Annotated in this window: 14 protein-coding genes; 5 read left to right on the top strand and 9 right to left on the bottom strand. The window is 69.9% G+C overall.

Going from position 1 to position 14,179, the window contains the following annotated elements; all coding sequences use genetic code 11:
• Window positions 1-324: 324 nt before the first annotated feature.
• The 4 genes from AB0I98_RS06175 to AB0I98_RS06160 form a co-directional block, all read right to left on the bottom strand.
• Window positions 325-1,449, bottom strand: coding sequence for a GuaB3 family IMP dehydrogenase-related protein (locus AB0I98_RS06175; RefSeq protein WP_362935943.1), 1,125 nt, complete (start codon window positions 1,447-1,449; stop codon window positions 325-327).
• A gap of 116 nt (window positions 1,450-1,565) precedes the next feature.
• On the bottom strand, window positions 1,566-3,071 hold the full coding sequence (gene guaB / locus AB0I98_RS06170) for an IMP dehydrogenase (RefSeq protein WP_362935940.1): 1,506 nt from the start codon (window positions 3,069-3,071) through the stop codon (window positions 1,566-1,568).
• A 154-nt stretch (window positions 3,072-3,225) separates the two neighbouring features.
• A complete protein-coding gene (locus AB0I98_RS06165) occupies window positions 3,226-3,813 on the bottom strand; it encodes a sigma-70 family RNA polymerase sigma factor (protein WP_210572847.1) in 588 nt (195 codons plus the stop codon).
• A 278-nt stretch (window positions 3,814-4,091) separates the two neighbouring features.
• Window positions 4,092-4,703 (bottom strand): response regulator transcription factor, encoded by a 612-nt coding sequence (locus AB0I98_RS06160; RefSeq protein WP_003948568.1) that lies wholly within the window; start codon window positions 4,701-4,703, stop codon window positions 4,092-4,094.
• Window positions 4,704-5,083: 380 nt separating this feature from the next.
• On the opposite strand from AB0I98_RS06160, the gene AB0I98_RS06155 reads away from it, so the two are divergent.
• Window positions 5,084-5,410, top strand: coding sequence for a WhiB family transcriptional regulator (locus AB0I98_RS06155; protein WP_210572845.1), 327 nt, complete (start codon window positions 5,084-5,086; stop codon window positions 5,408-5,410).
• 79 nt (window positions 5,411-5,489) lie between these two features.
• On the opposite strand, the gene AB0I98_RS06150 is transcribed toward AB0I98_RS06155, so the two are convergent.
• Window positions 5,490-6,386: a LysR family transcriptional regulator gene (locus AB0I98_RS06150; RefSeq protein ID WP_362935937.1), complete on the bottom strand. Its 897-nt coding sequence runs from the start codon at window positions 6,384-6,386 to the stop codon at window positions 5,490-5,492.
• 81 nt (window positions 6,387-6,467) lie between these two features.
• Here AB0I98_RS06150 and AB0I98_RS06145 point away from each other — a divergent pair, with 81 nt between their 5' ends.
• The 3 genes from AB0I98_RS06145 (at window position 6,468) to AB0I98_RS06135 (ending at window position 8,911) form a co-directional block, all read left to right on the top strand.
• Window positions 6,468-7,133, top strand: a complete 666-nt coding sequence (locus tag AB0I98_RS06145) for an MOSC domain-containing protein (RefSeq protein ID WP_362935934.1) — start codon at window positions 6,468-6,470, stop codon at window positions 7,131-7,133.
• Window positions 7,134-7,358: 225 nt separating this feature from the next.
• Window positions 7,359-8,132 (top strand): SDR family oxidoreductase, encoded by a 774-nt coding sequence (locus AB0I98_RS06140; protein ID WP_362935931.1) that lies wholly within the window; start codon window positions 7,359-7,361, stop codon window positions 8,130-8,132.
• Window positions 8,133-8,203: 71 nt separating this feature from the next.
• Window positions 8,204-8,911 (top strand): ester cyclase, encoded by a 708-nt coding sequence (locus AB0I98_RS06135; protein ID WP_362935928.1) that lies wholly within the window; start codon window positions 8,204-8,206, stop codon window positions 8,909-8,911.
• Window positions 8,912-8,965: 54 nt separating this feature from the next.
• Here the strand turns inward: AB0I98_RS06135 and groL are convergent, their stop codons facing one another.
• The 4 genes from groL to AB0I98_RS06115 all read right to left on the bottom strand — a co-directional run bounded on the left by groL (window position 8,966) and on the right by AB0I98_RS06115 (window position 12,852).
• Complete coding sequence (groL, locus tag AB0I98_RS06130) at window positions 8,966-10,588, bottom strand: chaperonin GroEL (RefSeq protein WP_328358673.1); 1,623 nt, start codon at window positions 10,586-10,588, stop codon at window positions 8,966-8,968.
• 117 nt (window positions 10,589-10,705) lie between these two features.
• Entirely contained in the window at window positions 10,706-11,014 is a 309-nt protein-coding gene (groES, locus tag AB0I98_RS06125; protein ID WP_003998759.1) for a co-chaperone GroES, read from the bottom strand.
• Between the two features lie 231 nt (window positions 11,015-11,245).
• Complete coding sequence (locus tag AB0I98_RS06120; RefSeq protein ID WP_362935925.1) at window positions 11,246-11,944, bottom strand: polysaccharide deacetylase family protein; 699 nt, start codon at window positions 11,942-11,944, stop codon at window positions 11,246-11,248.
• A complete protein-coding gene (locus AB0I98_RS06115; protein ID WP_362935922.1) occupies window positions 11,941-12,852 on the bottom strand; it encodes a polysaccharide deacetylase family protein in 912 nt (303 codons plus the stop codon). The genes AB0I98_RS06120 and AB0I98_RS06115 overlap by 4 nt, the downstream gene beginning before the upstream one ends.
• Before the next feature lie 90 nt (window positions 12,853-12,942).
• Between AB0I98_RS06115 and AB0I98_RS06110 the strand changes: the two genes are divergently transcribed.
• A partial coding sequence (locus AB0I98_RS06110) for a methyltransferase domain-containing protein (RefSeq protein WP_362935919.1) occupies window positions 12,943-14,179 on the top strand: 1,237 nt, incomplete at its 3' end.

Below are 14,179 nucleotides of genomic sequence, written 5' to 3'. Positions count from 1 at the left end.
CGGCCCATGGGTGCGCCCCCTTCCATGACGCCGCCCAGAGGCCCGGTAAGCGGCACTTTGGAGACCGGGCCGGACCCCGGCCCTCAAGACCCGGATCGTTCTCCTTGGAAGGAGGCGCCCCAGACAACTGGGTCGCCGATCACCGACATTACCGACTTCCCTCCCCCGCTCAGCCTAAATTCGCCCCAAACGCAACCACGCGCCCCCTCCCCCACAACGCGCCCCCACCCAGCCCCACTTGGGCACGCAAAAGGGCCGGTCACCCCACCCGGGGTGACCGGCCCTTCCCTTACGTAACGGCGTAACGGCGTAACGGCGTAACGGCTACCGCTTGTGCTGCGAGTCGGCGACCGTGACCTCAACCCGCTGGAACTCCTTCAGCTCGCTGTACCCGGTCGTGGCCATCGCCCGCCGCAGTGCTCCGAAGAAGTTCATGGAGCCGTCGGGCGTGTGGGAGGGCCCCGTCAGGACCTCCTCCAGCGTGCCGACCGTCCCCAGGTCGACCTTCTTGCCGCGCGGCAGTTCCTCGTTGACCGCCTCCATGCCCCAGTGGTGCCCCTGGCCCGGCGCATCCGTGGCACGCGCGAGCGGGGAGCCCATCATCACCGCGTCCGCACCGCAGGCGACCGCCTTGGGGAGGTCGCCGGACCAGCCGACGCCGCCGTCCGCGATCACGTGGACGTACCGCCCACCCGACTCGTCCATGTAGTCGCGACGGGCCGCCGCCACATCCGCGACAGCCGTCGCCATGGGCACCTGGATGCCCAGCACATTGCGCGTGGTGTGCGCCGCGCCGCCGCCGAAGCCGACAAGGACGCCCGCCGCGCCCGTGCGCATCAGGTGCAGGGCCGCAGTGTAGGTGGCACAGCCGCCGACGATCACCGGGACGTCGAGTTCGTAGATGAACTGCTTCAGGTTCAGCGGCTCGTGCGAACCGGAGACGTGCTCCGCCGAGACGGTCGTGCCGCGGATGACGAAGATGTCCACGCCCGCGTCCACGACGGCCTTGGAGAACTGGGCCGTGCGCTGCGGGGAGAGGGCGGCCGCGGTGACCACGCCCGAGTCGCGCACCTCCTTGATGCGCCGGCCGATCAGCTCCTCCTTGATCGGAGCGGCGTAGATCTCCTGGAGGCGGCGGGTGGCCGCCTCGACGGGGAGGCCGACGATCTCGTCGAGCAGCGGCTGCGGGTCCTCGTACCGCGTCCACAGGCCTTCGAGGTTCAGCACGCCGAGGCCGCCGAGCTCGCCGATGCGGATCGCGCTGGCCGGGGAGACGACCGAGTCCATGGGGGCGGCCAGGAAGGGCAGCTCGAAACGGTAGGCGTCGATCTGCCAGGTGATCGAGACCTCCTTCGGGTCGCGCGTACGACGGCTGGGGACGACGGCGATGTCGTCGAAGGCGTACGCCCTGCGGCCGCGCTTGCCGCGCCCGATCTCGATCTCAGTCACGTGTGTGGCCTTTCCCTGATGCTTTCAGCGTCTTCCAGTATCGCCGACGGCTACGACAAGGGCGGCCCCGGATGCTCCGGGACCGCCCTTGGACACGCTTCACGCGCGCGTGCGCGTCACTTGCTGCGGCTGTAGTTCGGCGCCTCGACCGTCATCTGGATGTCGTGCGGGTGGCTCTCCTTGAGGCCCGCGGAGGTGATCCGTACGAAGCGGCCCTTGGCCTCCATCTCCTCGATGGTGGCGGCGCCCACATAACCCATGGTCTGGCGCAGACCGCCGACGAGCTGGTGCAGGACGCTGGACAGCGGGCCGCGGAACGGCACCTGGCCCTCGATGCCCTCGGGCACCAGCTTGTCGTCGGCCGAGACCTCGGCCTGGAAGTAGCGGTCCTTCGAGTACGACTTGCCCTGGCCCCGGGACTGCATGGCACCGAGCGAGCCCATACCGCGGTACGACTTGAACTGCTTGCCGTTGATGAACTGCAGCTCACCGGGCGACTCCTCGCACCCCGCGAGCAGGCTGCCCAGCATCACGGTGTCGGCACCGGCGGCGAGCGCCTTGCCGATGTCGCCGGAGTACTGCAGGCCGCCGTCGCCGATCAGCGGGATACCCGCCGGGCGGGCGGCGAGGGAGGCCTCGTAGATGGCGGTGACCTGCGGGACGCCGATGCCGGCGACCACGCGGGTCGTGCAGATCGAACCGGGGCCCACGCCCACCTTGATGCCATCGACACCGGCGTCGATCAGCGCCTGGGCGCCGTCACGGGTGGCGACGTTGCCGCCGATCACGTCGACGGACACGTTCGACTTGATCTTCGACATCCAGCTGAGGGCGTTGCTGTTGTGCCCGTGCGAGGTGTCGACGACCAGGAAGTCCACCCCGGCCGCGGCGAGCGCCTGGGCGCGCTCCAGGGCCTCGGGGCTGGCACCCACGGCGGCACCGACGAGCAGCCGGCCCTCGCCGTCCTTGGCGGCGTTCGGGTACTTCTCGGCCTTGACGAAGTCCTTGACCGTGATGAGGCCCTTGAGCACACCCGCGTCGTCGACCAGCGGAAGCTTCTCGATCTTGTGGCGGCGCAGCAGCTCCATGGCGTCCACGCCGGAGATGCCGACCTTGCCGGTGACCAGCGGCATCGGCGTCATGACCTCGCGCACCTGACGGCTGCGGTCGGACTCGAAGGCCATGTCGCGGTTGGTCACGATGCCGAGCAGTTTGCCGGCCGGGTCGGTGACGGGGACACCGCTGATGCGGAACTTGGCGCACAGGGCGTCGGCCTCGGCGAGCGTCGCCTCCGGGTGCACCGTGATGGGGTCGGTGACCATGCCGGACTCGGACCGCTTGACCAGGTCGACCTGGTTGACCTGGTCCTCGACGGAGAGGTTGCGGTGCAGCACACCGACGCCGCCCAGCCGGGCCATCGCGATCGCCATGCGGGACTCGGTCACCTTGTCCATCGCCGCCGAGAGCAGCGGGATGTTGACCCGGACGTTGCGGGAGATGCGGGACGAGGTGTCGACCGCGCCCGGCAGCACCTCGGATGCGCCCGGCAGCAGCAGCACGTCGTCGTAGGTCAGCCCGAGTGTCGCGAATTTACCGGGCACTCCGTCGACGTTCGCAGTCATGACACCTTCCCCAAATGGCCTTGATCGGTGCGGATGTCCATGCTAACGGGAAGCATGGGTCTCAAATTCCACGGTTCTGGGTGACCACCGGCTTCGTATGTTCGTACGGACGTCGCGAGCGGCCTGTTCAAGGAAGGCGCTTACGGCAAAGGGGTTACTGCTCTGCCAGTGCCCTGAGTCGGCTCAGCGCCCGGTGCTGCGCCACTCGGACCGCACCGGGTGACATTCCCAACATCTGACCCGTCTCCTCCGCCGTCAAGCCTACGGCGATGCGCAGCAGCAGCAGCTCGCGCTGGTTCTCCGGGAGGTTGGCCAGCAGTTTCTTGGCCCATTCGGCGTCGCTGCTCAGCAGCGCGCGCTCTTCGGGGCCCAGGGAGTCGTCGGGCCGCTCCGGCATCTCGTTCGACGGGACCGCCGTCGATCCCGGGTGCCGCATCGCCGCCCGCTGCAGGTCCGCGACCTTGTGCGCGGCGATGGCGAAGACGAAGGCCTCGAAGGGGCGGCCGGTGTCCTTGTAGCGCGGGAGGGCGAGGAGGACGGCGACGCAGACCTCCTGGGCCAGGTCCTCCACGAAGTGCCGCGCGTCGCCCGGAAGCCGGGACAGACGGGTGCGGCAGTAGCGCAGTGCCAGGGGGTGAACATGGGCGAGCAGGTCATGCGTCGCCTGCTCGTCCCCGTCGACGGCACGATGAACGAGCGCTCCGATCGCCCCTTGGGCACGGGATGCCTCGTCATCGCGCATCGGTCCATGGTGCCTTGCGGCCGTCGGGTCCGTGGCACCGCGTCCGTTGTTGTGCACCGAAGCGTTATGAGCAGGTGCGCCGGAACTCATCCCCTGCGCCCTCCCCTTCCGCTCGACCGACTCGTCCCCGAGAGACTCCACACCTCAAGGATGCGGCATCCGCGCCGAAACGAGCAGCGGGCACCGACCCGCGCCCCGTCAGGGGCGCGGGGAACTGCGCGACCAGCCACGAAATACCCGCTGCCGCCGGACAACACAACGCGGCACCCCAGTAGCGCCTAGCGCACCAGGCCCCACCGGAAGCCAAGCGCCACCGCATGCGCCCGGTCCGAAGCCCCGAGCTTCTTGAACAACCGCCGAGCATGCGTCTTGACCGTGTCCTCGGAGAGAAAGAGCTCGCGGCCGATCTCCGCGTTGGAACGACCATGGCTCATACCCTCGAGCACCTGGATCTCACGCGCCGTGAGCGTCGGCGCCGCCCCCATCTCGGCGGACCGCAGCCGCCGCGGAGCGAGCCGCCACGTCGGGTCGGCGAGCGCCTGCGTCACCGTCGCCCGCAGCTCCGCACGCGAAGCGTCCTTGTGCAGATACCCCCGCGCCCCCGCGGCCACCGCGAGAGCGACCCCGTCCAGGTCCTCGGCGACGGTGAGCATGATGATGCGCGCACCGGGGTCGGCGGACAGCAGCCGCCGGACGGTCTCGACGCCGCCCAGACCGGGCATGCGTACGTCCATCAGAATCAGGTCCGAGCGATCGGCGCCCCAGCGGCGGAGGACTTCCTCGCCGTTGGCCGCGGTCGTCACGCGCTCGACGCCGGGCACGGTCGCGACCGCGCGGCGGAGCGCCTCTCGGGCAAGCGGGGAGTCGTCGCAGACGAGGACGGATGTCATGGCCGTCCTCCGCAGCTGATGCACGTCACCTTGAGCCTCCAGGCTGGTACGAAATCGTCACCTGTGCGGTCGACCGCGTCGGACGCCTGCCCGAGCGCTTGTTGGTTCAACCGCCTCCGCACTCTCAACGACGGTCACTCGAAAGAGTTACGGGGCCGTGCGCCGTCTTCGGCACTCTACGTGAGGGGGCGGACACGGTGCAGACAGGCGCAGTAGACCCTCAACGTTTCATCACAACCATGCCCCATTTAGCCCCATTTCTTCCCATCAAGCGGATTCTGAGGCTAGATTCGCAATGAGTCATATTTTCATCTCCTTAGATCGTAGATGTACGGTCGTGGACACCGTATCCGCCCAGAACGGCTACAAGGGGTCACGTAATGGCAGATTTCTCCCGCCTTCCCGGACCGAACGCGGACCTGTGGGACTGGCAGTTGCTCGCTGCCTGTCGCGGGGTGGACAGCTCGCTCTTCTTTCATCCGGAGGGTGAGCGCGGTGCGGCGCGGAGTGCTCGTGAGAACTCGGCCAAGGAGGTCTGCATGAGGTGCCCGGTCCGCGCGCAGTGCGCGGCGCACGCGCTGGCGGTGCGCGAGCCGTACGGCGTCTGGGGCGGCCTGACCGAGGACGAGCGCGAAGAGCTCATGGGGCGGGCGCGCAATCGGCTGGTGTCGGCATCACCGGCCGGCGAACATGCCTCGTCGAGTTGACCGATCACATTCGAAGGAACGTTTCTGCACAATTTCTGCACAGACACAGACCACACCAGGGGCACGCGCTCGCGTGCCCCTACCTTGTGGCCGCCCGCGCCAGTTGCTCCAGCGTCGCCGCCACGGCGGGCACCTGCGCCAGGTCGGGCAGCGTGAGCGCGACGATCTCCCGCCGTACCGCCGGTTCCAGCGTCACCGTGCGCGCGCCCCGTGGCCGTACGGACTCGATGGCCAGCTGGGGCAGGACGGCGACGCCCAGGCCCGCGGCCACCAGGCCGACGACCGCGGGGTAGTCGTCGGTCGCGAAGTCGATGCGGGGAGTGAAGCCCGCGCCCTCGCAGACCTCGACCAACTGGCCGCGGCAGCGCGGGCAGCCCGCGATCCAGGGCTCGGCGGCGAGTTCGCCGATGGCGACGGAGTCCGCGCGCCCGAGCCGGTGGCGTTCCGGCACCAGCGCGACGAGACGATCGCGCAGCAGCGGTCGTACGACCAGGTCGTCCCACTCCTCGGCGCCCGCCGCTCCCTCGTAGCGGAAGGCGAGGGCGAGGTCGCAGTCGCCCTCGCGCAGCATCTCGACGGAGCGCGGCGGTTCGGCCTCCTCCAGGGAGACGCGGGTGCCGGGGTGGGCGGCGCGCAGGGCGGCGAGGGCGGTGGGGACGAGGGTGGAGCTGCCGCTGGGGAAGGAGACCAGGCGGACGCGTCCCGCGCGCAGGCCCGCGATCGCGGCGACCTCCTCCTCGGCGGCGGTGAGCCCGGCGAGGATGCCGGAGGCGTGCCGGACGAGGGCCTCGCCGGCCTGGGTGAGCCGCATCTCGCGGCCGGTGCGGATCAGCAGAGGGGTGCCGACCGATGCCTCCAGGGCCTTCATCTGCTGGCTGACGGCGGGCTGGGTGCAGCCCAGTTCACGGCCTGCCGCCGAGAAAGAGCCGGTGGTGGCCACGGCGCGCAGGACACGGAGATGACGGGCCTCGATCACGCCTTGAGCATAAGCGCTCCTTGGGTACGACGCCGAATATTCCGTCGACACTTTGGGTGCCGGTCGCCTAGCGTGCCCTCCATGAAGCTTCTGTCTGTCAATCTGGGCCGCCCGAAGTCCGTGCCGTACACGGACCAGCCGGACGGTGTGACCGGCATCGACAAGCGGCCGGTGGACGGGCCGGTGCGGGTGGCGGCGCCCGGGCCCAAGGGTGTCGGGGCGAGCGGGGTGGCCGGGGACGCGGTGTGCCACACGCGGCATCACGGCGGTGACGACCAGGCCGTGTACGCGGTCGCGCGCGAGGATCTCGACGACTGGGAACGGGAGTTGGGGCGGCCGCTGGCCAACGGCGTGTTCGGCGAGAACCTCACGACGACCGGTCTGGATGTCTCCGGGGCCCGGATCGGCGAGCGCTGGCGCATCGGGTCCGTGGTGCTGGAGGTCACCAGCGGCCGGATTCCGTGCAACGTCTTCCAGGCCCATGTGGGTGAACAGCGGTGGGTGAAGCGCTTCACGGCGAAGGGGGCGCCCGGCGCGTATCTGCGGGTCATCGAGCCCGGCGAGATCCGCGCGGGCGATCCGGTCGAGATCGTGCACCGCCCCGATCACGAGGTGACCGTCGCGCTGCAGTTCCGCGCGATGACCACCGAGCGGGCGCTGCTCCCCCGGCTGCTCCCGGCCGGCGAGGCACTGCACCCGGAGGCGCTGGCGGCGGCCCGGAAGTACGTGGAGAAGCAGGGGGCCTGACGCGCGACGGCGTCCCGCCGGTTGGTGCGGGGACCGGCGCACCGGAATCCGCGGGCCGGGGACGGCGCCTGCGCCGGACCGCTCGGCGCCTGATCCCCTCTCGCACCGCGTCGCGCCCATCGGCCTGACGCGCTCTCACCACCTCGTCCTTCGCCTGGGCTTCATCCAGGAGGAGGGCCTGTGCAGGGAGCGGACGGGCGGGCTCCGGGTGTTTAACCTTGCGCCATGACAACGGCTCTCATCACCGGATCCACCGCGGGCATCGGCGCCGCGTTCGCGCGGCGGCTGGCGGCCGACGGGCACAACCTCGTCCTGGTCGCGCGGGACGCCAAGCGGCTCGCGGAGCAGGCGACCGAACTGCACGACCGGCACGGCATCGAGGCCGAGGTGCTGTCGGCCGACCTCGCCGAGGACACCGGCATCGACGCGGTGGCCGCGCGCCTCGCCGACCGCAAGAACCCCGTCGACCTGCTGATCAACAACGCGGGCTTCGGCAACAAGGGCCGCTATCTCGACGTATCCATGGCCGACGAGCTGAAGATGCTCAAGGTGCACTGCGAGGCCGTGCTGCGGCTGACGTCCGCCGCGGCGGAGGCGATGCGGGAGCGCGGGCGGGGCGGGGTCATCAATGTCGCCTCGGTCGCCGCCTTCGTGCCGCGCGGCACGTACGGGGCGTCCAAGGCGTGGGTCGTGCAGTTCACGCAGGGCGCGGCGCGTGATCTGACCGGCAGCGGCGTACGGCTGATGGCGCTGGCCCCCGGTTTCGTCCGTACGGAGTTCCACGAGCGGGCCGGGATGGGCACGGACAACATCCCCGGCTGGATGTGGCTGGACGCCGACAAGCTGGTCGCGGCGGCCCTCGCCGACCTGGCGCGCGGCAAGACGCTGTCGATTCCCGACCCCCGGTACAAGGTGCTGATGGGCATGGCGAAGGTGGTGCCGCGCGGGATGCTCGGCGGGATCTCCTCGAAGACGGGGCGCAAGTACGGGCCGCAGTAGGCCGACAGAAGAAGCGCTCAGGAGGAGAATGGAGCTGTTCGACCGGACCCTCGGGGGACGGAGGCGACGCCATGACGTTCGTACAGCTCATCGACTGCAAGACGAGCCGGTTCGACGAGATGAACCGGCTGATGGACACCTGGGTCGAGGAGACCAAGGGGAAGCGGACCGCGACGCACAGTGTGATCGGCAAGGACCGGTCCGACGCGTCGCACTTCATCGAGATCGTGGAGTTTCCGTCGTACGAGGAGGCGATGCGGAACTCGAACCTCCCGGAGACCGACAAGATCTTCCGGGAGATGGTCGCCCTCTGCGACGAGATGCCGACGTTCACGGATCTGGACGTGGTGCGCGACGAGCAGTTGTACGCGGCCACCGCGCGGCGGTTCTTCGACACCCTGCCGGGGCAGGGCGATGCGCCCACGTTCAACGATGTGCTCATCGAGGACTATCACGACCACGATCCCAGCAACCCGCAGGACGTCATCGGGCTCGACGCCTTCCGGCGCGAGGTCGAGGTGTGGCGGGGCGGCTTCGACTTCTCGTTCACGATCGAGGACCAGCTGGCCCAGGGTGACCGGGTGTGCACCCGCTGGACCTGGAACGGCCTGCACAAGGGCGAGTTCCTCGGGATCGCGTCCACCGGGAAGCGGGTCACCATGACCGGGACGACCATCCACCGGTGCACTGCGGACGGCAAGATCGCCGAGGGCTGGTGGCAGTACGACCGGCTCGGGCTGATGGAGCAGTTGGGCGCGCTGGACGCGCTGGAGAAGTAGGGCAACGCGAAGGCCCGGCACCCCAGGGGTGCCGGGCCTCGGTGCTGACGTGTGTCAGTGGGAGTGGCCGTGGCCGCCCGCGGCGGCCGGCTCTTCCTCTTCCTTCTTCTCGACGACCAGGGTCTCGGTCGTGAGGAGCAGGGAGGCGATGGAGGCGGCGTTCTCCAGGGCGGAGCGGGTGACCTTCACCGGGTCGATGACGCCGGCCTTGACCAGGTCGCCGTACTCGCCGGTGGCGGCGTTGAAGCCCTGGCCCTTGTCGAGCTCGGCGACCTTGGAGGTGATGACGTAGCCCTCCAGGCCTGCGTTCTCGGCGATCCAGCGCAGCGGCTCGACGACCGCGCGGCGGACGACGGCGACACCGGTGGCCTCGTCGCCGGTCTTGTCGAGGTTGCCCTCGAGGACCTTGGCGGCGTGGACGAGCGCGGAGCCACCACCGGAGACGATGCCCTCCTCGACCGCGGCGCGGGTCGCGGAGATGGCGTCCTCCAGACGGTGCTTCTTCTCCTTCAGCTCCACCTCGGTGGCGGCGCCGACCTTGATCACGCACACGCCGCCGGCCAGCTTCGCGAGGCGCTCCTGGAGCTTCTCGCGGTCCCAGTCGGAGTCCGTGGTCTCGATCTCGGCCTTGATCTGCGCGATGCGGCCCTCGACGCCGCCCTTCTCACCGGCACCGTCGACGATCGTGGTGTCGTCCTTGGTGACGGTGACGCGGCGGGCGGAGCCGAGGACGTCCAGACCGGCCTGGTCGAGCTTGAGGCCGACCTCCTCGGAGATGACGGTGGCGCCGGTGAGGACGGCCATGTCCTCCAGCATCGCCTTGCGGCGGTCACCGAAGCCGGGGGCCTTGACGGCCACCGCGTTGAAGGTGCCGCGGATCTTGTTCACGACGAGGGTGGAGAGGGCCTCGCCCTCCACGTCCTCGGCGATGATCAGCAGCGGCTTGGAGGAGTTGGACTGGATGACCTTCTCCAGCAGGGGCAGCAGGTCCTGGATGGACGAGATCTTGCCCTGGTTGATCAGGATGTACGGGTCGTCGAGGACGGCCTCCATACGCTCCTGGTCGGAGACCATGTACGGCGACAGGTAGCCCTTGTCGAAGGCCATGCCCTCGGTGAAGTCCAGCTCCAGACCGAAGGTGTTGGACTCCTCGACGGTGATGACACCGTCCTTGCCGACCTTGTCCATCGCCTCGGCGATCAGCTCGCCGACCTGCTGGTCCTGGGCGGACAGCGCGGCGACGGCGGCGATGTCGGACTTCTCGTCGATCGGGCGCGCGGTCGCGAGGAGCTCCGCGGAGACCGCGGCGACGGCGGCGTCGATGCCCTTCTTCAGGGCGGCCGGGGAGGCGCCGGCGGCGACGTTCTTCAGGCCCTCGCGGACCAGCGCCTGGGCCAGCACGGTGGCGGTGGTGGTGCCGTCACCAGCGATGTCGTTGGTCTTGGTGGCCACCTCCTTCACCAGCTGCGCGCCGAGGTTCTCGTACGGGTCCTCGATCTCTACCTCGCGGGCGATCGTGACACCGTCGTTGGTGATGGTGGGTGCGCCGAACTTCTTGTCGATGACGACGTTGCGGCCCTTGGGGCCGATCGTCACCTTGACCGTGTCGGCAAGCTTGTTGACGCCGCGCTCGAGGGCGCGACGGGCGTCCTCGTCGAACTTCAGGATCTTCGCCATGGGAGCGGTTCAGCCCTCTCGGAAAACGTGGGTGAAACGAACTGCGCCCCTGACGCCCGGCTTCATAAGGTCGCGGGGGCCCGGGGCGCAGCTCAAAAGCAAGTGTGCTTCGTTGATCTACTTCTCGATGATCGCGAGCACGTCGCGAGCGGAGAGCACCAGGTACTCCTCGCCGTTGTACTTCACTTCGGTGCCGCCGTACTTGCTGTACAGCACGATGTCGCCGGTCTTGACGTCGAGCGGCAGGCGCTCGCCGTTCTCGAAGCGGCCCGGGCCCACGGCCAGGACGACGCCCTCCTGGGGCTTCTCCTTGGCGGTGTCCGGGATGACCAGGCCAGAGGCGGTGGTCTGCTCCGCGTCGAGCGGCTGGACCACGATGCGGTCCTCAAGCGGCTTGATGGCAACCTTGGAGCTGGTGGTCGTCACGATCCGACCTCCCCCTTCGGAGATCTCACGGGGTTAACTGTCTGAGGTGGCGACCAGGTCGATCCGTCGTCGCGGGTGCCGGACCTGCCCGTCGCTATTGGCACTCTCCAGGGGGGAGTGCCAGAGCCGAGACTATGACCGCAGTTAGCACTCGGTCAAGCGGAGTGCCAACGACGTGCGGCGCGCGCCGCGTTTCTCAGCCGATCCACAGGTGTTTCTCCAGCTCGGGAGCTACAGGTAATCCTCCAGCCGCCCCACCCTCAGCCCCGCCGCCTCCACCCGCCGCAGCAGCCGTTCCGTCCGCTGCCACAGGGGTGGGCCGGTCGGGTCGTCCGGGCCGATGAGGATGATGTCGCCGGGGTGGAGGGGGGCGTCGTCGGTGTCGGCGGAGGTCCACAGGACGATCGCCGAGAGGCCGCAGTCGGCGGTGGCGTGCAGGGTCGTCATGTCGTAGCGGCCGTGGGGTGGGCGGAAGAGGCGGGGGCGGATGCCGAAGCGGGACTTGAGCTTGTCCTGCTGGCCGCAGATCTCGGCGCGCTGGCCGGCGTAGGGCAGGCCGGGCAGGGCGGTGTGGTCGAGGGTGTGGTTCTGGATGCTCGCGCCGACCGACTGCAGGCGCGCGAAGTGGCCGTAGCCCGGCCCCACGACACTGTCCGTGAGGAACATGCTGACCGGGAGCCGCCGTTCGCGGACCATGTCGACGAAGCGGGGGTCCTTCTCGGCGCCGTCGTCGTAGGTCAGGAAGACGACCCTGTCTTTGGTGCGGACCCGGTCCACCACGGACGGCAGACCCCGGTCCGCCTCCGGGCCGTGCGGGCTCACCCGTCCGGCGGCTTTCTCGCCGAGGCGTTCGGTGGGGTCGACGGACTGGGCGCAGCCGGTGAGCAGCGTGGCGGTCAGCGCCAGCGCCCCGGCCGCGCGCAGCCTCACAGGTAGTCCTCCAGCCGTGCCACGGCGTACCCCTTCGCCGTGACCTTCTCCAGGAACCGTCGGACCATGTCCGGCATCGTGCCCTTCCAGTCGTCCTTACCGCGGAAGTGGCTGAGAACGATGTCGCCGGGATGAAGGTCACGGTCCCACTCGCGGTACTCCCAGTGGTCGGCGAAGACCTCCTCGTTCCACAGGGGCGCGTACTTGATGCCGCAGGCCTTCGCGGCGTACAGGGTGTCCGCGTTGTAGTTGCCGAAGGGCGGGCGGAAGAGGGTCGGGCGGGTGCCGTAGCGCTTCTCGATGACGTTCTGCATGCCGCAGATCTCGCGCTTCTGGCGGGAGTACGACAGGCCCGGCAGGTAGGGGTGGTGGAGGGTGTGGTTGTGCAGGCTCACGCCCGCCCGCTGCATGCGCTTGAAGTAGCCGTAGTCCTCCTTCACCAGGTAGTCGCTGAGGAACGCGGTGTACGGGACCCGCAGTTCGCGCATCATGCGCAGGAACGCCGGGTCCTTCTCGGCGCCGTCGTCGATCGTGAGGAAGACGATCTTCTGCCGGGTGGGGATCGTGGTGAAGACCGGCGGAAGGTCGTCCTCCTCATGGCCGTCCACCTCGAAGCCCGCGCGGGTCTTGATCTCCGGTTTCACGGCCGGGGGCGGCGGGGCCGCCAGGGGGACCCTCGACAGGCCCCAGCGCTTCGCCAGCGCGACCCGGGCCCGCTGGGCGGCCTGCTTGTCCGGGGCCTTGGCGCCGGGCGCTTCACGCGGCTGCTGGCCTGCTGCGGGCCGTGCCGTGGAGGCGCCGTCCGCGCAGCCCGAGGCGATGGCCGCGGCGGCGAGGACGGCGATTCCGGCATGGATCCGCCGCTTCCGATACGCACCGTATTTATCATTTTGTACGACTGCTCGCATGGGGCCGGATCCTCGCAGGCACCCGCCCCCAACCCCGGCCGACACCGCCGCCGCGCGTGCACCATCCACCGACTGGCCGACAATGAACCGGTGAACGACCTCGCCCCCCTCCTCACCCCCGAAGGCCGCGCCCTCCTCGACGAGGTCCGCGGCACCGACCCCGCGCAAGAGCTCGCCGTCGCCACCCGGCTGCGCCGCGAGCACCCCGCCGAGCTGGTGTCGGCGGCGCTCGGGCAGGCACGGCTGCGGCAGCGGGCGGTGGCGAAGTTCGGGGCCGAGGACGCGGAGCGGATGTTCTTCACGCCGAACGGGGTGGAGCAGTCGACGCGGGCGAGCGTGGCGACGTATCGGGCCGAGCGTTTCAGGGCGCTGGGGATCAGGTCCGTCGCGGACCTGTGCTGCGGTATCGGCGGCGACGCGATCGCGTTCGCCCGCGCCGGGATCCGGGTGCTGGCCGTCGACCGGGATCCGCTGACGGCGGCGGTGGCGCGCGAGAACGCCGACGCTCTGGGGCTGGCCGGGCTGATCGAGGTGCGGGAAGCGGATGTGACGGAGGTGGATACGGCTCCGTACGACGCCGTGTTCGTCGACCCCGCCCGGCGCGGCGGCCGCGGCCGGATCTTCGACCCCGAGGCCTACTCGCCGCCCCTGTCCTGGGCGGTGCAGACGGCGCTCAAAGCTCCCCGCGCCGCTCTGAAGATCGCGCCCGGAATCCCCCATGAAGCCGTCCCCGCCGAGGCTGAGGCCGAGTGGATCTCCGACGGCGGGGATGTGAAGGAGGCGGTGCTGTGGTTCGGCACCGAGCCGGGTGCCGTACGCGCGACCCTGCTGCCGGGGCCGCGGACCCTGCTCGGACGCGGGCTGCCGGATCCCCAAGTCCGGCCCGTCGGGCGGTACTTGTACGAGCCCGACGGCGCCGTCATCCGCGCCCATCTGGTCGCCGAGGTCGCCGAGTCGCTCAACGGCGGGCTGATCGACCCCACCATCGCCTACATCACCGCCGACGAGCAACACGCGACCCCGTACGCCACCGCGTACGAGATCACCGATCAACTCCCCTTCAACCTGAAGAAGTTGAAGGCACTGCTCCGGGAGCGGCAGGTCGGGACGCTGACCGTGAAGAAGCGGGGGTCGGCGGTGGAGCCGGAGGAGTTGCGCAGGAAGGTCAAGCCGCAGGGGCCGGGCGCGGCGACGGTGTTCCTCACGCGGGTCGCGGGGGGGCCGACCCTTGTGGTGGGGGGCCCCGCGCGGGCCGCGGGGATGGGCGGGGGGGCGGGGTGGGGGGGGTCGGGTGGGGGGGGGCCCCCGTGGGGCCCGGGCGGGGCAC

It is taken from the genome of Streptomyces sp. NPDC050211 (assembly GCF_040656035.1).
Lineage (GTDB): Bacteria > Actinomycetota > Actinomycetes > Streptomycetales > Streptomycetaceae > Streptomyces.
Note: the sequence above shows the minus strand (reverse complement) of the source record. Positions and strands in the feature narration are given on the sequence as shown.